At 67.8% G+C, this 16066-nt stretch carries 17 protein-coding genes; 12 read left to right on the top strand and 5 right to left on the bottom strand.

Annotation, left to right across the window (positions count from 1 at the left end; translation table 11 throughout):
* The first annotated feature begins 74 nt into the window (after positions 1-74).
* From VGK20_03075 to VGK20_03065, 3 genes are all read left to right on the top strand, one after another.
* A complete protein-coding gene (locus tag VGK20_03075) occupies positions 75-1049 on the top strand; it encodes a hypothetical protein (GenBank protein HEY2773018.1) in 975 nt (324 codons plus the stop codon).
* A complete protein-coding gene (locus tag VGK20_03070) occupies positions 1046-1597 on the top strand; it encodes an NUDIX hydrolase (protein HEY2773017.1) in 552 nt (183 codons plus the stop codon). The genes VGK20_03075 and VGK20_03070 overlap by 4 nt, the downstream gene beginning before the upstream one ends.
* 81 nt (positions 1598-1678) lie before the next feature.
* Positions 1679-2101: a VOC family protein gene (locus VGK20_03065; GenBank protein ID HEY2773016.1), complete on the top strand. Its 423-nt coding sequence runs from the start codon at positions 1679-1681 to the stop codon at positions 2099-2101.
* Between the two features lie 65 nt (positions 2102-2166).
* Here the strand turns inward: VGK20_03065 and VGK20_03060 are convergent, their stop codons facing one another.
* Genes VGK20_03060 through VGK20_03050 form a run of 3 tightly spaced genes read right to left on the bottom strand, consistent with a single transcriptional unit; the run spans position 2167 to position 5656 of the window.
* Complete coding sequence (locus tag VGK20_03060) at positions 2167-2796, bottom strand: hypothetical protein (GenBank protein HEY2773015.1); 630 nt, start codon at positions 2794-2796, stop codon at positions 2167-2169.
* Between the two features lie 38 nt (positions 2797-2834).
* Positions 2835-4397, bottom strand: a complete 1563-nt coding sequence (locus tag VGK20_03055) for an NAD(P)/FAD-dependent oxidoreductase (GenBank protein ID HEY2773014.1) — start codon at positions 4395-4397, stop codon at positions 2835-2837.
* An 8-nt stretch (positions 4398-4405) separates the two neighbouring features.
* On the bottom strand, positions 4406-5656 hold the full coding sequence (locus VGK20_03050; protein HEY2773013.1) for a tryptophan 7-halogenase: 1251 nt from the start codon (positions 5654-5656) through the stop codon (positions 4406-4408).
* Between the two features lie 251 nt (positions 5657-5907).
* Between VGK20_03050 and VGK20_03045 the strand changes: the two genes are divergently transcribed.
* The 6 genes from VGK20_03045 (at position 5908) to VGK20_03020 (ending at position 11519) form a co-directional block, all read left to right on the top strand.
* Positions 5908-6168, top strand: coding sequence for a phosphopantetheine-binding protein (locus tag VGK20_03045; protein ID HEY2773012.1), 261 nt, complete (start codon positions 5908-5910; stop codon positions 6166-6168).
* Positions 6146-7543, top strand: coding sequence for a hypothetical protein (locus VGK20_03040; GenBank protein ID HEY2773011.1), 1398 nt, complete (start codon positions 6146-6148; stop codon positions 7541-7543). The genes VGK20_03045 and VGK20_03040 overlap by 23 nt, the downstream gene beginning before the upstream one ends.
* A 5-nt stretch (positions 7544-7548) precedes the next feature.
* A complete protein-coding gene (locus tag VGK20_03035; GenBank protein HEY2773010.1) occupies positions 7549-8847 on the top strand; it encodes an FAD-dependent oxidoreductase in 1299 nt (432 codons plus the stop codon).
* Positions 8848-8911: 64 nt separating this feature from the next.
* Positions 8912-10354, top strand: coding sequence for a class I adenylate-forming enzyme family protein (locus tag VGK20_03030; protein HEY2773009.1), 1443 nt, complete (start codon positions 8912-8914; stop codon positions 10352-10354).
* Positions 10351-11067 carry a hypothetical protein gene (locus VGK20_03025; GenBank protein ID HEY2773008.1) on the top strand — a complete coding sequence of 239 codons (717 nt, stop codon included), beginning with the start codon at positions 10351-10353 and terminating at the stop codon, positions 11065-11067. Before VGK20_03030 ends, VGK20_03025 begins: the two co-directional genes overlap by 4 nt.
* 5 nt (positions 11068-11072) lie before the next feature.
* On the top strand, positions 11073-11519 hold the full coding sequence (locus VGK20_03020) for a hypothetical protein (GenBank protein HEY2773007.1): 447 nt from the start codon (positions 11073-11075) through the stop codon (positions 11517-11519).
* A 16-nt stretch (positions 11520-11535) separates the two neighbouring features.
* On the opposite strand, the gene VGK20_03015 is transcribed toward VGK20_03020, so the two are convergent.
* Positions 11536-12897: a radical SAM protein gene (locus VGK20_03015; GenBank protein ID HEY2773006.1), complete on the bottom strand. Its 1362-nt coding sequence runs from the start codon at positions 12895-12897 to the stop codon at positions 11536-11538.
* A gap of 85 nt (positions 12898-12982) precedes the next feature.
* On the opposite strand from VGK20_03015, the gene VGK20_03010 reads away from it, so the two are divergent.
* Positions 12983-13726: a lysophospholipid acyltransferase family protein gene (locus VGK20_03010; GenBank protein ID HEY2773005.1), complete on the top strand. Its 744-nt coding sequence runs from the start codon at positions 12983-12985 to the stop codon at positions 13724-13726.
* Here the strand turns inward: VGK20_03010 and VGK20_03005 are convergent.
* Entirely contained in the window at positions 13659-14645 is a 987-nt protein-coding gene (locus VGK20_03005; GenBank protein ID HEY2773004.1) for a lysophospholipid acyltransferase family protein, read from the bottom strand. The two genes, VGK20_03010 and VGK20_03005, sit on opposite strands and share 68 nt — an antisense overlap.
* 40 nt (positions 14646-14685) lie before the next feature.
* Here VGK20_03005 and VGK20_03000 point away from each other — a divergent pair, with 40 nt between their 5' ends.
* Positions 14686-15381: a glycosyltransferase family 2 protein gene (locus VGK20_03000; GenBank protein ID HEY2773003.1), complete on the top strand. Its 696-nt coding sequence runs from the start codon at positions 14686-14688 to the stop codon at positions 15379-15381.
* 229 nt (positions 15382-15610) lie between these two features.
* Positions 15611-16060 (top strand): hypothetical protein, encoded by a 450-nt coding sequence (locus tag VGK20_02995; GenBank protein HEY2773002.1) that lies wholly within the window; start codon positions 15611-15613, stop codon positions 16058-16060.
* Positions 16061-16066: the final 6 nt, after the last annotated feature.

Genomic DNA, 16066 nt, shown 5'->3' with positions numbered 1-16066 from the left:
CTGCGGCGGCCTGACACGGCGCAGCGGAGCCGCGAGGCCATTGTCTTGCGGCGACGAGCGGTTAAAGTGCCCCTGTGTCTTCCGGTCGTCGCGTCACCGTCGTCAGCCACGGCCCCAACTGCCTGGACGGGCTGACCTGCGCCGTGGTGGCCGCGCGCTACTTCGAGGGGCGCGAGTTCCATCCCACCTTCGCGAGCAACCGCCAGATCGACGAGACGCTGCGGCGTTTCTCCCCCGCGCATCCCGAGAACGAGGAGCTGTGGATCACCGACATCTCGTGGCGTGACGACGAGACGACGAGCCATCTCAACGCCCTGGTCGACCGCGGCCTGGAGCTGAACTGGATCGACCACCACAAGTCTGCGCTGGAGGCACGCGAGAAGGGCAAGCTGCACGCGAGCTTCACCAGCTACGTGCTCGACATGAAGTACGCGGCCAGCCGCCTGCTCTTCGACGAGCTGTGCTCGCGCGATGCCGCGGCCGGCCACAGCAATCCCGACCTTCTCGCGCTCGAGAACCTCGTGCGCACGGCCGACGACAACGACCGCTGGATCCTCGCCATCGAGGGCTCGCGGGAGCTGGCGCTGACGGTGCGCGCGATGGAGCAGAACGATGCCTACCGCGCGCTGCTCGCGATGGGTTCCGACCTCGAGTACGGCCCCGAGCTTCGCCGTGCGCACGACCGTGTGCAGCGGGAGCTGGCAAGTACGTTCAAGCTGGCGGAAAACACCTGCACCGTGAAAGAAGTTCCGGCCAGGGAGCTGCGCGTGATCGCGAGCGAGTGCGACGGTTACTCGGGCGAGATTGCCGACCGCTGGCGCCAGCGCTGGCAGCGCGGAGTCTTTGCGCTCTACGACCGTCGCGGCGGCGGTATCAGTTTCCGCCGCACGCCCGACTGCGACGTCGATCTTTCGCGCCTGGCGACGAGCTTCGGTGGAGGCGGCCACGAGGCGGCCGCGGGATGCGAGATGGAAGTTCCGGGCCCCAATCGCGCCGATACGCTGGCCAGCCGCACTGCCGATGCGTTGGCGAGGGGGGTGGACCGTTGAGCCCCAAGTCTTCGTCGGGCTCTTCCTGGAACGGGCCCCGCGAGATCACGTTCGAGCTCCCGACGATCGGGTTTCCGCCGGTCAGCGAGCGCGCCCACGGCGAAGTCTGCATGGCCATCGTGCGCCGCAGCGGACGCGTGCTGCTGCAGACCAAGCAGAGCTATCCCGGATCGGTGATGCGCCTTCCGTCGGGCGGCATCCAGCGCGGGGAGAAGGTCGAGCGTGCGCTCCTGCGCGAGATCTGGGAAGAAACCAACCTCACGGTCAGCATCGAGCGCTTCGTCGCACGCATCGGTTACAAGGCCGGGGAGGCGCATTCGCGTTTCTTCACCCACCTGTTCCTGGTTCGCGAGCTTTCCGGCGTGCTGCAGAGCAACGATCCCGACGAGAAGATCTCGGACTGGCAGGAGGCGCTGCCCGAGGAGCTGCCGTCGTTTGCCGACAAGCTGCGCCGCGTGACGCCCACGTGGCGGAGCTGGGGCATCTTCCGCGCCGCCGCGATGGACGTGCTCTGCGAGCACGCCGCCGACCTGATGCACCGGAGCTGAGCGCGTGACGCGCCGGCGCCGACCGTTTCATCCGGCAATGCCGACAATCCGGACATCGGCGATTCGCGCGAGGCTGCCGCATTGACACCCACCTGCACTCACGTCGCGCTGTTCTGCCGTGACATCGAGGCTTCGGTCGGTTTTTACGCGCGCCACGTCGGACTGCACGAAGTACACCGGCGCAGCGACGACGGAACCATCGTGGTCTGGATGGCCGAAGCAGGGCGGTCCGAGGATTTCGTGCTCGTGCTGCTCGGCATCCTGCCACCGGACCGCGGCGAGGGACCGGTGGCACATCTGGGTTACGCGATGGGTTCGCGCGACGACGTCGATCGCGCGGCGTCCCGGGGACTGGCCGACGGCATCGAAGTGCAGGGACCGATCTATGCCGGACCCGTCGTCGGCTACTACTGCATGCTGCGCGATCCCGACGGCAACCGGGTGGAATTCTCGCACGGGCAGTCGCTCGGGCGCGCCCACGACAGCAGCGACGGCAACGGCTGATTCCTCGCAGCGAGCAGCGCTACAAATTTTGCAGCGCTGCGGCGGAGCCGCTCACGGCACGCTCGCTAGTGCGCGCCCCCCAGCGTTCCGTTTTTGGTCGGATTCTTGACCCACTCGGCGATGTCGCCCGCCATCACCGCGATCACTTTCGAAAGCATGCCGCACGCCGTGGCCGAAGCCATCGACGTTTCTTTCGCGGTGAAGCTGCCCTTGACCGTCTTGCCGGCCATCAGCTTGCCATCGACGGTCACCCACTTCGGCCCGGAGAACCAGCCGCCGTTGGGCGCATGGATGTCGACGATGCGAAGCTCGAGAGTCTCGGCGCCGGGAGCATCCGAGAGCACGATCTCGGAATTCTTCTCGGCAATCTGCTGGGGAAGCGCCGTCTGAAGCTTGCACTCGGAGAGAACCTGCGGGTGCACGTTGACGCTGCTCGCGACCGGCGTCACCGGCGAAAGATGAATGCCCTTGGCTGCAGGTGCGGCCTTCGCGGACTTTGCGGAGGACTTTGCATGGGACGCCGGGCTGCCGGGACCTATTTTGCCCGTTTTCACCGGGGCATCGGCAGCGCCCGAAGCCGAGCCGGTCGCGGCATCCTGGGCAAGGCAGGCGCCGCTCGTCGCGACGAGGAGCGCCAGGGAGGCCACGATGGCGGCCATGGTCGGGTGCGCCTGGAAACATTTCTTGTGGATCATGGGATCTTCTCCGGGGCAGTGAGACTTTTCACCGCGGCTCAGACTCCGAGCAGGCTCCACAGCGAGTCTGGAGTCTTCAGGCCGAGCACGCGAACCGCTGCATCGATTCCCGACAATACGACACCGTATATTCCGCCTCCCGGCCGAGTCCAGTGTCCGGCAAGGTGCAATCCTTCGATCGGAGTAGCGGACGGCAGCCGTCCCGGCCCCACCTGGGCGGGCGACAACTCCCATCCGTAGATCGCGCCGCCCGTGTTGCGCGTGTAGCGCTCCATCGTGCGCGGCGTGCCGCCTTCGGCAAAGCGCAGCGAGGAAGCGAGTCCGGGCACACGGGTCTCGACGAAAGCGAGCATCGCATCGGTGACGCCTCGCTTGCGTGTCCTCCAACTGGCGGCGGCCTCGTAGGGCATCAGCGTCGTCAGCACCAGCACGTGCTGGCCGTCGGGCGCCAGCGAAGCGTCCATCAGGCTCGGCACCGTCATCGACAACCAGTCCGGATTGCCGTCCAGCGTCGTCGCGAATGCACGGTCGTGGTCGTGATCGCGGAACTGGAAGCTCTCGTGACAGACGCCCGCCGCCGCCAGGTCCATGTCGGTGGCCGCGTAGACGACGAAGGCCGAGATCGAGCGCTTCGCCCCGCGTACCTGGCTGAGCCAGCGCGGTGGAAGCCGCGACTCGCCGACCAGTTCCTCGGCCGTCTGCAACGCGTCGGCATTCGAGACGACAACGTCGGCGCCGATGTGCTGCCCGGTTTCGAGCACGACGCCGGTCGCGCGCCCGTTTTCGGTCGTGATGCGGCGTACGGCGCTGCGAAGCAGAAGCTCGCCGCCGGCGCCGCGGATGCCCTCGGCCAGCGCATTCGCGAAGTTCTGGAACGTTCCGCGGCAGTACCACGGCCCTTCGCGAAGATAGGTGCCCATCATGTTGGCCCAGTACAGGAACGACACGCGCGACGGAGGAAGGCCGACGTAGGGCCACGTCGTCGCCAGCAGCGCGCGCAGCATCGGATCGCCGACGCTCGCTTCGAGCACGTCGGCCAGCGTCGCGCGATGGTAGCGCACCAGCGCCGGAAAGCGTTCGACCGACCCGAGGATGTCCAGCGCCGACTCGAGCTGCTGGGCCAGCCGCGTCTGGTTGTAGACTTCGTCGACGATTGCGAGGAACCGTACGATCTGGTCGCGCTCGCGCGGGAACAGCGACGCATGCATCGCGAGGAAATCGTCGACGCGTCCCGGCACCTCGAAGCGCTGGCCGTCGTAGACTGCTTCGTAGAACGGATCGACGGCGAGAAACTCGCAGCGTCCCTCGACGCCCGACGCCGCCAGGACTCTCTGCACGAGGCCGCCGCCGTCGCCGCGACGGCTGCCGCAACCGCCGACCAGGTGCACGGCCGAATCGAAACGGTAGCGGCGACGGCGAAACGCGTGCGCATAGCCGCCGACGCGGTCGTGGCGCTCGATGACCAGCACGCTGCGGCCCGCCCGCGCAAGCAGGGCGGCCGCGGTCAGGCCGCCGATGCCGCTGCCGACGACGACGACGTCGTAGCGGCCGGCGGCGGCCTCGGAGTGGAAATCGGTTCCCGGCGGGCGGCGGCCGGCCACGGCTCGGCTCAGCGCACCGACAGTTCGGCGCAGTCGTGGCCGTAGGTCCCGTACTTCACCATGAAATCGACGAGGCCGACGCTGTAGCGGCTGCGCGTCGCCTCGCCGGTGAACACCCGCGGCATGTGGCGGCCGAAGTGACGGTTGAGAACGCTCCAGCCTTTCTGCTTGGCCTTGTACTGGCCGATCAGGAACAGCGTGAACAGGCTGCCGTTGTAGTAGTAGTCCACCAGGCGCTGCCACACCTTCAGGTTGTAGAGCACGTGCTGCTCGAAGCGCTTGAGCGCGCGGTCGGTGCCCGCGACGAGCGCCTGCGACAGCTCGAGCGCCCCTTCCATTCCGATCAGCAGGCCGCTCGAGAACACCGGATCGATGAAACCGAACGAATCGCCGACCGTCGCCCAGTTCTCGCCGACGCCGCGAACCGAGCGCATCTGGTAGTTCGTGTACTTGACGACGGGAGTGACGCGCTCGGCGCCCGCGCTCCAGCGGCTGAGCACCGGTTCTTCGGCAAGCGTGCCCGCAAACTGGTCCTCGATCGAAGGACCGAAGCGCGCCAGGTGCTCGGCGTTGACGACGAGCCCGATCGAGACGCGGCCGGGCAACGGGATCCTCCAGCACCAGCCGCGCGAAAGGCGGTCGGTGTGCACGTTGCCTTCGACGACGAGCGGCACGCCCTTCATGTGCGCGTGCAGGGCCGTGTCCTTGCGCGGGCCTTCGACGAACGGGATCTCGAAGAGGTTGCCGATCGTGCGCGAGCGGCCGGTGGCGTCGACGATGAAATCGGGCTGCCCGCTGAGCGCGTCACCGGCAAGCTCCATCGCCTTGTCGGAAAGCCGCACGCGGTCGCTGCCGTTTTCCCGCTCCAGCGCGGCCGTTCCTTCGATGATCGTCGCGCCGGCCGCGCGCGCAGCCCCGAGGATCGCGGCGTCGAAACGGTCGCGCGGCGTGTTGTACGAATAGTTGACCTCGGCGCCGATGGCCTGGTCGAAGCGAAAACTGATGTCGTTCTCCGTCGACAGCACGAAGGTCGCGCCGGGCTTGTACGTGCTGAAAGCCTCGACTTCTTTCTCGATCCCGAGTCTTCTCAGGAACGGGACGATGGCAGGCACCAGCGATTCGCCGACGATGATCGGCGGGCGCTTGGCCTTGTGGAACAGGGCCACGCGCATGCCGGATCTGGCCAGGTAGGCGGAAAGGCTGGAGCCGACCGGCCCGCCGCCGAGCACGGCGACGCTGCGGATCTTGCGACGAGGCACGCGCGGACATTACGGGCTGCAGGATCGGGACGCAACGCGGTCTGCCGGCGCCGCGAGTCGAACGACCGACGTTCCCCGGATCAATGGTGCCGGTACCCGCGCCCGCGTGCATCGCACGTCGGACGCTTTTGAAGCGTGGTGCAAGCTCGCGTCGCTGTGTGGCTGCGACTGCCGCACGCCATTTGACAGGCAGGGCCGCCTCGGGCGAAACAAGGCCTCCGTTTCGCATCCGCCCATCCGAGGGAGCCATCGTGTCGATCCTGTCCAGGCAAGAGCTCGAGCAGCGCATCTTCGACATCGTGCGCGAAGACATCCTCACGGTCGACGACGGCTTCACGCAGCAGTCGAGCCTGATCGAGGCCGGACTGGATTCGCTTGCGCTCACCCAGCTCATGCTGGCCATCGAGGAGAACACCGGTGTCTGGGTCGATGAGAGCCTCCTGAACGAGGAAACCCTGGCCAGCGTCGCTGCGCTGGCCGGACTGGTGCATGCCACGCTCCAGCAAGCCTGAAGCGCTTCCGCTCACCGGCGCCGACTGCTTCCTTCGCGCGTTCGAAGCGGAAGTGCGACGCACGGCCGGCGCGAGCCATCTCTCCCAGCTCGTGCTGCGGCTCGGTCCAGGCTTCGACGTCGACGCGTTCGTGCGGCTCGTCACGGAGGTCGCCGAAGCCAACCCGATCGTGCGCGCACCGATCCGGCGTCGCGGCGGCATCGGCGCGCCGGTCTACCTTCTCGACAGCGCCGTCGATTCTTCGCGGGTGCGCGTGCACGTGCATGCGGGCGGCAGCGAAGCGACGGGCAGCGGGAGGCCGGCAAGCGACGCGGCCTCGCCGCTCGGTCCGGTGCCCGCGGTGTTCTTCGATCGCCTCAACGACCGTTTCGACATGCGTCGCGGCGTCCTGCTCGCCTTCGACGTCGTGCCGCGCGGCGGCACCAGTGCCGGTCACGACGTCGCGATGACGTGGCAGCACATGCTGATGGACGGATCGGGCAGCGAGTTGTTCGTCGAGCATCTCGCGCAGTGTTCGGCGGACCCCGCGTTTGCCCGCGACATCGCGATCACGCGCGCGCAAGGAGGAGCATCCTCGCCGGCGGTCACGTCGCTGCCGCCGACCGCAGGTGCGAGGGGACACCTGGCCCAGCAGTGGAACCTCTACATGCAGGGCATGGCCGCGCGGCCGCCGGGATCGCTGGCGGGACCGCTTCGCAGGACGTCCCAGAAGCTGCGCTACGAGCAGCTTCGCCTTGGCGGCGACTCTGCCTCGGCGGCGATGCAGCGGGCCAAGTCGATCGCGGGGTTTCTCACTCCGATGCTGTTCTTCCTGGCGGTGTCGGTGCGTGCCCACCAGGCGGTTGCCGAGCGTAGACGGCGCGTTCCTGCCAGCTGGATCGTGCCGCTGCCCGTCAACATGAGACCGAAGGGCGGCCAGGGTGAAGTGTTTCGCACGCATGTCTCGCTGCTGTGGTTTCAGGTGACTCCCGGGCAGGCCGCCGATCTCGGCGTGCTCGTGGAAGCCCTGAAAGCGCAAAGGCTCGAAGCGATCCGCGCCGGGCTGGTCGAGGCCGGCGTCGCCGCGATGGATTTCGCGCGCTACGCGCCGGCGCGCGTCTATTCGCACATGGCGCGGCGCACGTTCGGCGGCGAGCTGGCCTCGTTCTTCTTCGCGTACACGGGCGAATTCGCCGCGCGCGCCAGATCGCTGTGCGGAGCGCCGATTCTCGACGCCTTCCATGCACCGTCGGTGCCGCCGTCTCCCGGAAGCGCGCTGGTATTCTGCCTGCGCGACGGGCTCGACGTGGTGCACGTCCACCAGCAGGGAATCCTGAACGACGCCGAGCTGGCCTGCATGCACGAGCAGCTGCTCGCCGATCTTCGCGGAAGCTGACTCCGGTGGAGACCGCGCGCGAATACGACGTCATCGTCGCCGGCGGGGGCCCTTCCGGGATCGCAGCGGCGCTGGCCGCAGCGGCCTGTGGAGCGCGAGTGCTGGTCATCGAGCGCGAGGCCGTGCTCGGAGGCAACGTCGCACGGGCGCTGGTGCACACGATCTGCGGGCTGTTCCTGCCGTCGCCGGAACGCCAGGCGGTGCACGCGCATGCCGGCTTGCCGCGCGCGCTGGCAACTCGCCTCCAGAAGGACGGTTCGGCTGGCGGCGTCGAGTGGGCTGGCGGGGCTGGGTTTGTCGCGATCGATCCTTTCGCCTTCGCCTCGCTCGCCGAATGCCTGCTCGCCGAGAATTCGAGGATCGACGTCGAACGCGGCGCTTCGGTCACGGTCGTCGCGCTTGCCGACAGCGGCCCCAGCGAGGTCTGCTTCCTCGGCGAGAATGGCCGCGCGGGGCGCGCTGCCGCGTGGAACGTCATCGACACCAGCGGCGACGCCGTCGCCGCGACGCTCGCCGGGGCCGCAACGGAACAGGCTGCAGCCGCCGATCTGCAGCACGCGTCGTACATCTTTCGCATCGACGGAGCCGACGCCGACGCGCTCGACAACATGGAGCGCGCGCGCACGTCGACGGCGGTGGCACGCGCGGCGCGCAGCGGAGAGCTGCCCGCGTCGGCCTGCTCGATCGTCGTGCGCGCGGGGCTTCCTGCGGGATCGTTCTACGTCACGCTGAACCTGCCAAAGCCCGTGTCCGCCGGTTTCGATCCGCTCGACGCGGCGTGTTTTCGTTCGGTGGAGGAACTTGCCGGACGCGATGCCGACGCGGTGTTTGCCTTTCTGGTCGCAACGAGGCCGCCGCTGCGCCACGCGACGATCGGTGCGAAGGCCGCGCGCTTCGGCATCCGCGAGACGCGGCGCGTGCGAGGCCTCGTACGCCTCGAGCAGGCCGATGTGCTCGCCGGGACGCGCCGCGACGACGAAGCGTGCATGTCGACGTGGCCGGTGGAGCTGTGGCACAGTCACGAAAGGATGACGTTCCGCCACGTGGCCGCGGCCTCGTCGATTCCCCTTGGCTGTCTCGTCGCGGATCATCCATCGGGTCGCCTGGCAATGGCCGGGCGCTGCGCATCGGCCAGCCACGAAGCTCTCGGCGCGATCCGCGTGATCGGCACTTCGATGGCAACCGGCGAGGCGGCAGGCGTCCTGGCCGCGCTCGCGGCCGCACGTCGAAGCAGCCTCGCTGCGATCGATGCAGCCGAGGTGCGTGCGCTCGTCGCATCCGGCGCGACGGCGGAGCGCGTGTGAGCGACCGCGCTGCCGTTGCCGTGCAACAACGGTCGCCGGGCGCTACCCTTGGTGCAGGGATTCCGTGAACGTCTTCGAGGTCATTGCCGCAGCGGCCCGCGAAAGACCGGATCATCCGGCCATCATCGAGGACGGGCCGCACGCGCGCACGATCTCGTACCGCTCGCTGATTGCCGCCGTCGAGGAGCGCTCGCGTGCGCTGGCGGCCTCGGGAATCGGCCCGCGCCAGCGCATCGGCATGATCGTCGCTCAGGGTGCGACGTTCGTCGAGACTGCGCTTTCGATCCTCGCGTGCGGTGCCTGCATGGTGCCGATTGCCGATGATCATCCGCCGGCAACGGTCGCCGACATCGTGGGCCGCGCCCATCTTCACGCGCTGCTCGAGGCGGATGCGGCGAGCGCAGCACCGAAAGTCACCTTGTTCGCGCAGGCATCGGACAAGGCATCGGCTGCGGCGCTGCCGGCCGAGGTCGAAGCCGCTTTCGACGCAACCGGACCCGCCTATCTGCGCTTCACGTCCGGCACGACGAGTGAGCGCAAGGGCGTGGTGATCGGCCACGCCCGCATCCTCGAAAGAACCGAAGCCGCCAACGCCGGCCTCGGCGTCGGACCGACCGACCGCGTGCTCTGGCTGCTGCCGATGGCGCACCACTTCGTCGTCTCGATCCTGCTCTATCTTCGCTACGGCGCGACCATCCTGCTGCCGTCGACCTCGCTCGCGCCGGCGATCCTCGAGCTGGCGCGGCGCGAGGCGGCCACGTTGCTGTACGCATCGCCGTACCACATGAAGCTGCTCGCGAAGGACACATCGGGTGCGATGCTCGATACGCTGCGCCTTGCCGTCTCGACTGCCGAAGGTCTTCGCAGGGAGATTGCCGAGGCATTTGCGGCGCGCTACGCAATTGCGATCGTCCAGGCACTCGGCATCATGGAAGCCGGCCTTCCGGTGATGAACCTGGCAAGTGCACGCACCAAACCGGAAGCGCTCGGGCGGCCGCTGCCTGCCTACGAGGTGTGGCTGCGCGGCGAGAACGGGCAGCCGGCGCCCGGCACCAGTGCGCAGACGAGCGGCGAGATCTGCATCCGCGGCCTCGGAATGCTCGACGCTTACCTCGACCCGTGGACGCCGGCGTCCGCCATTCTGCTGCCCGACGGATTCCGCACCGGTGACCAGGGCTGGTTCGACGAAGACGGGGACCTCCACCTGGCCGGCCGGCGCGCGGCGCGTATCAACATGGCGGGCATGAAATTCTTCTGCGACGAGGTCGAAGCGGTGCTCGACTCGCATCCGGCCGTCGAACGCAGCCGCGTCAGCGCCAGGCAGCACGCCCACCTCGGCGAGCTGCCGGTGGCCGAGATCGTCCTGGCCGACGGAGCCGCGGCGCCTTCGCCGAAGGAGCTCGCGCTGTTCTGTCGCGAGAAAATGGCCGGCTACATGGTACCGCGCAGCTTCGACGTCGTCACCGAGCTGCCGATGACGCCGACCGGGAAACTCGCGCGGCGGTGAGCGGCACACCATCCATCGCGCGCGGGCTTCGCGTCCTTCGCATCATCACCATCGTCGTGCTCGTCGCAGGCTACCCGTACCTCGTGCTGCACGGGCTCGACCATGCGAGCGCGCGGACGATCGGCGGCGTCATCCTCGCCGTTGTCGTTGTCGCGACCGCGGCTGCGCACGACGGCGCGTCGCGCCTGCTTCCGCTGCTGGTGCGCCGCTTCGGATTGCTCGTCGTGGTCTCGGCGGCCGCGGCGGCGACCAATCACCCGCTGGCCTTGACGATGCTGCCGACACTGACGAGCCTTTGGCTGCTCGCGAGCTTCGGAGCGACGCTGGTGCGCGGACCGAGCATGGTCGGGCGCTTCGCGGTCGCGATGCACGACGGATTTCCCGATTTCCTGCTGCCGTACTGCCGCAAGGTCACGTGGATGTGGTGCGTGTTCTTCGCGCTGAACGCAGCGCTCGGCGCCGTGCTGGCACTGGATGCGCCGGCGGCCGTCTGGGCGTTCTACACCGGTGTCGTCTCGTACGTCGCAGTCGGCGCGCTCGCGGCCGGCGAGTATGCGTTCCACAAGATGCGCTTCCGATTCTACGAGGACGGCTGGCTCGATCGCATCTGGCGGCGCCTGCTTCCTCCGCAGCGGAGCCAGCTCGGTCGTCGCACACTGGAGTGGCAGCTCGAGCACCAGCCACGCAACGCTGCCGCGGCTTCCACGCAATGAGTTCCATGGGCACTCCCCAAAGGCTCACGGCGTACTTCGGCCGCCTGACCAACGGCCGCGTCATCCTGTGGAGCTACCTGATCTGGTATCTGGTGACAGTCGCGACGCACTTCGACCCGAGGCCGCGGCTGTGGCTGACGTCGCTCGGCTTGTCGGCGATCATCGGTACCGCGCTCGTCATCAGCACGCGCTCGTCTGCTACCGGCAGCACCGATCTCGACCGCTGGCAGGTCCTTCGCCTGTACCTGATGCCGTTTTGCGTCTCGAGCTTCGCCGCGCTGGTCAAGGACGCCGGCTACGTGCTCGTGTTTCCGCCGTCGCTCGCGCTGAACGCCGCAGCCTTTTCGCTGATCGTCGCCTTCGTTGCCCTTGTTCTGGGATTGCGCCGCGCGCGCACCGATCCCGCCCTCTCGCAGCAGAACGTCGATCCGGAGCGGCAACGGGCCGTCTGACCCGGGCACGGCCTGCTCAGGAAATCGTGCCCCAGGCGTCGGGGTGCGAAGCGAGGTAGCGGTTTACCTTGAGGTTGGCGACGAGGTACGCGGCGGTCTCCAGCGGCCGGCGTCCTTTCGGCGGCACCAGCCTCTTCAGGATCGACGGCATCGAGTAGAAGCCGCGATACACTTCCTGGAAGCCTTCGAGCATCTGGTCGGACGTCATGTTCAGGGGCCGGACGATCGCGCTTCCGTAATCGTAGCGGCCCCAGTCCGTCTCGAGGATGCGCCCCTCGGCAACCATGTCGTCGTGATATTTCGTGCCCGGATACGGGCACGGCGTGAACAGCTTGAGGAACGAGATCCGGTTGGCGACGAGGAACTCGAGAGAGCGCCCGAACGTCGCCGTCGTGTCACCGTCCAGACCGATGATCAGCAGCGCGATCACCTGGATGCCGGCGCGGCGGATCTTCGCGAGGTCCTCGACAAAGCGCGCCGGCTTGTTGAACCCCTTCGAGACGCTGTCGAGGCTGGCCTCGTCGATGCTCTCGAGGCCGATCGAAAGGCTGACACAGCCGCTTCGCGCCGCCAGGTCGAGCAATTCGTCGTCGCGCGCGATGTTGATCGTCGACTGGCTCGCCCATTTCATCTTGAGCGGGATCATCGCGCGGAAGAGCTCCTTGGCCTTTTCCGGATGCGCGACCGGATTGTCGTCGAGGAACAGCAGCCGGTCGGCGCCGAGCGACTTGATGCGGCGCATCTCATCGATCACCTGCTCGACGGGCCGAGTGCGGAAACTGCGCCGATAGTAAGTCTGCACCGCGCAGTACTCGCACGGATGCGGGCATCCGCGCGAGAACGTGATCGGCCAGTGGAAGTACATCCGGTAGAGCCAGCTCTTCCGGAACGCCTCCCACTTGAGCAGCGGCAGCTCGCGATGGTCGATCGATGGCATTTTCGCAAGGTCGAACCAGGCCTCGCTGCGATAGAGGCCGCGGCTGCGCCCGCCGGCAAGATCGGCAAGGAGACCCGGCCATACCATTTCGGCTTCGCCGGCGACGATCGCGTCGGCATGCTTGAGAGACTCGTCCGGCGTCAGTGTCACCCAGGTTCCGCCGAGGACGACTTTGCTGCCGGCGTCGCGGAAACGGTCGGCAAGATCGTAGGCACGCCGGATCTGCGGTCCCATCGCCGTGATCCCGACAACGTCGTAGGGAGCCGAGGTCGCAGGATCCGGAATGTCGGCGAAGAGCTCGTCGACCATGTCCACTTTCCATTCCGGCGGAGTCAGCGCCTTCAGGTACGGAAGGGTAGTCCCACTGGTCCAGTAGCGGGTCGTCTTGTGCAGACCGCCCGCAAGGTCGTAGTGGGTCGGAGATACGAGCAGGACGCGCACGGCAGCGCAGTATCGAAGCGCAGCGGCAGCGAGTCAATTTCGCGTGGCGGTTGACTCCGTCGTTTGCCGCTCCCATGAGGTCGCCGTGCCCCTGGCTGGCGAAGAAGCCGCGAACGAGGCGGCCGCGCGCAGCGTCCCGCGCGCAAGGGTGATTGCCAATCGCCTGATCTTCCGCGCGATGCTGTTCACCATGGGCTCGATCGCCGTGGTCCTGCACTTCGTGCTGCGCCGCGAAGAGCAGACCTGGCGCTTCGCCAAGGCTCAGGCGAGAACGCTTGCGCGCCTGCTCGGCGTCAAGGTGCGGGTGCAAGGCCTCGAGAACGTCCCGGCCGGTCCCTGCGTGTTCGTCGCCAACCACCGCAGCCATTTCGACATCGCCGCGATCCTCGGCTTCGTGCCCGGCATCGCGCGCTTCACCGCCAAAAAGGAGCTGTTCCGCGAACCGGTGCTCGGGCTGGTGATGCGCACGATGGGAATGATCCCGGTCGACCGCGACAACCCAGGCAAGGCCGTCGAGAGGCTGCGGCGTATCCAGGCGGACGGACACTCGCTGGTGTTTTTCCCCGAAGGCACGCGCAGCCGCGCCGGCGTGCTCGCCCCTTTCAAGAAAGGCGCCTTCGTCACCGCCATCGAGCTGGGACTTCCGATCGTCCCGATCGCCTGCCGCGGCAGCGAGGCGATCATGCCGGCCGGCGGCTACCTGTCGATCCTGCCGGGAGAGATGGACCTGGTGATCCTCGAGCCGGCGCCGACCGTCGGGCTCAGCTACGAGCAGCGGGACGCGCTGGCTGCTCAGACTCGCGCGAGAATTGCGAGGGCCCTCGCGTGAGCCGCTCGGCATCCGGACCCGCCCAGAAATCCGCGAACTGGAACCACTGGCAAGGATTCTCGCGCACGATCGCCTCGAAGTCGGCGACGACGCGCGTCGCGATGTCGCGGATCCCGCTGGTGCGCGAGCGGTCCGGCATTTCGTGCGCGCTGCCGAAGCGGATCTCGTAGTGACGCACGCCGAGTCGAGGAGCGAAGCACGGCACGATCGGCGCGCCGGCGACGCGGGCCAGGTGAAACGGGCCTTCGGAAAAGTGCGCGGGTGCGCCGAAGAACGGAATCGCGATCACGCGGCCGAACGCGCTCCCGCGGTCGAGCTGCATCGCGATGATGTTGTTGGCCCTGAGCGAGCGCACCAGGTTCAGCGACGAAAAGACCGACTCGTCGGAGTAGACGACTCGGATGTCGTGGGTCTCGCGCATGCGTCGCACGTATTCGTGCGTGCTCGCATTGGCTTCGTGGGCCATGACGACGGTGACGCTGCGGCCGTAGCGCTGCAGGGCCACTGCGGCGGCGTCCCAGTTGCCGAGGTGCCCGGTGACGATGACCGCCCCGCGGCCATTTTCCAGCGTCTGGCGCAGCAGGTCGGGCTCCGGAACATCGACCCGCACCGGGTGGGGACGCGGGCCGAAGTACTCCATCGTCTCGGTCATGCAATGCGCGAATTCGACGAACATGCGCAGCGCCGCCGGCGTCGCGACGCTGGCCTCGCGGGTGCCGAGGATGCGCTTCATGTTCGCGATCGCCCCTCGCCGGTTCGGACCGATGAGGCAGAAGATGATCGCCGCGATCACGGGAGGCGACCAGCGCTTCCACCACTCCGGGCCGTAGACGCTCCCGAGCATCGCGAACTTGCGCCACCACAGGCCGTCCACCTTGAGCTGCTCGGGCAGCATTTCCGGAGCGTTGCTAGGCGCCATGGCGAAGCCTGAGTACCACGCTGACCGAGGCGGTCCAAGCTTGCCGCGCGCTGCTTTTCGCGTCGCGGCCGTGGTTCCGTGCCTCGATTGCGCGACGACCGTCACCGATGTCCTGGCCGGCATCCGCGAGCACGTCACTGACGTGCTCGTCGTCGATGACGGGTCCGGCGACGACACCTCCGCGGTCGCCGAAGCCGCCGGAGCCGTCGTGGTGCGCCATCCGCAGAGGCAGGGAAAGGGACGCGCGCTGCAGACGGGCCTGGAGTGGGCACGCTCGCGCGGCTTCACGCACGTATTCACCGTGGATGGCGACGGCCAGCATCTTGCGGGCGAGATGCCGGCGCTGCTGGACGCGTCGCGGGAGAATCCATCGGCCATCGTGCTGGGGGAGCGCAGCCGCGAGGGCCACGACATCTCGCCGATGAAGTTGTTCGGCAACCGGTTCGCGAACCGCTGGGTCGAAATTGCGAGCGGACGCCGTTTCGACGACACGCAATCGGGGTTCCGTATCTATCCGGTCGCGAGCACGCTCGCGCTCGGAGGCCACGCGAGCCACTACGGCTTCGAGACCGAAGTGCTCATCCGCGCGATGCACAGCGGCATGCCGGTCGTCTGCCGCACCGTCCGCGTCTACTACCCGCCGGCCGACGAGCGTGTCAGCTACTACCGGCCGTGGGTCGACACGGTGCGCATCATCTTCATCGTCGTCGGGCTGATTCTTCGGATACGGCGCTGAGGCGCCTGATGCGGATACGGCGCTGAGGCGCCCGATGCGGATACGGCGCCGAGGTGCCGCGGCGCGTCCCGTCGCGATTTCTTTTGACGCAGCAAATTTCCACGGCCCCCAGTCCTCGACGTCTTTCCCCGGCCGATGGCGTTGACAGGAGCGCGGCCGACCAAATATCTTTCTCTCTGCGGCATCGACCGGCGCTGCCCGTGCGCCGCTCGGTCCCCGCGGAGGGAACATGCGCTCATTTTTGGTTCGTGGCCTCGTCCTGCCCGTCGTGCTTTCGCTCGTCGCCGGCTGCGCGTTCACCGAGTGGACCGACCACGGGTACTTCGGCAGCCCGGCCGATCCGCCATCGCATCCGAACCGCGAATGGGCGGGACTCGTGCTGATGCCGCTGGCGGTGGCCGGGGATATCCTCACTGCACCGGCCCAGCTCATCATGCTGGCGGTGGTCGGCGACTACGGGCTCTACTCGCGCCGCAACATGCCGCGCAGCACTGCTGCGCTCGAAACCGATCATGCAACGCGCGTCGCGAGCGAACGCGGCGACTTGCTGCAACCGGCGTCCGGACAGTCCTCGCGAATGGTTGCCGTCGGAGTCGACCGCACCGGCAAGCGCCGCGAAGTCGCGCTGACTGCTCCGCAGGCCGAGAGGTTGCTCGCCGGGGACGGCCGCCGTTCCTGATTGCTG

The organism is Candidatus Binatia bacterium, assembly GCA_036493895.1.
In the GTDB taxonomy this organism is placed as follows: domain Bacteria; phylum Desulfobacterota; class Binatia; order UBA1149; family CAITLU01; genus DATNBU01.
The sequence above is the reverse complement of the archived record's forward strand: the minus strand, read 5'-3'. Positions and strand labels throughout refer to the sequence as shown.

Excerpts from the sequence above, each read along its gene's own strand:
- VGK20_02995 (HEY2773002.1), top strand. The coding sequence starts at position 15,611 with ATGCGCTCATTTTTGGTTCGTGGCCTCGTCCTGCCCGTCGTGCTTTCG.
- VGK20_03040 (HEY2773011.1), top strand. The coding sequence starts at position 6,146 with ATGCCACGCTCCAGCAAGCCTGAAGCGCTTCCGCTCACCGGCGCCGAC.
- VGK20_03020 (HEY2773007.1), top strand. The coding sequence starts at position 11,073 with ATGGGCACTCCCCAAAGGCTCACGGCGTACTTCGGCCGCCTGACCAAC.
- VGK20_03005 (HEY2773004.1), bottom strand. The coding sequence starts at position 14,645 with ATGGCGCCTAGCAACGCTCCGGAAATGCTGCCCGAGCAGCTCAAGGTG.
- VGK20_03060 (HEY2773015.1), bottom strand. The coding sequence starts at position 2,796 with ATGATCCACAAGAAATGTTTCCAGGCGCACCCGACCATGGCCGCCATC.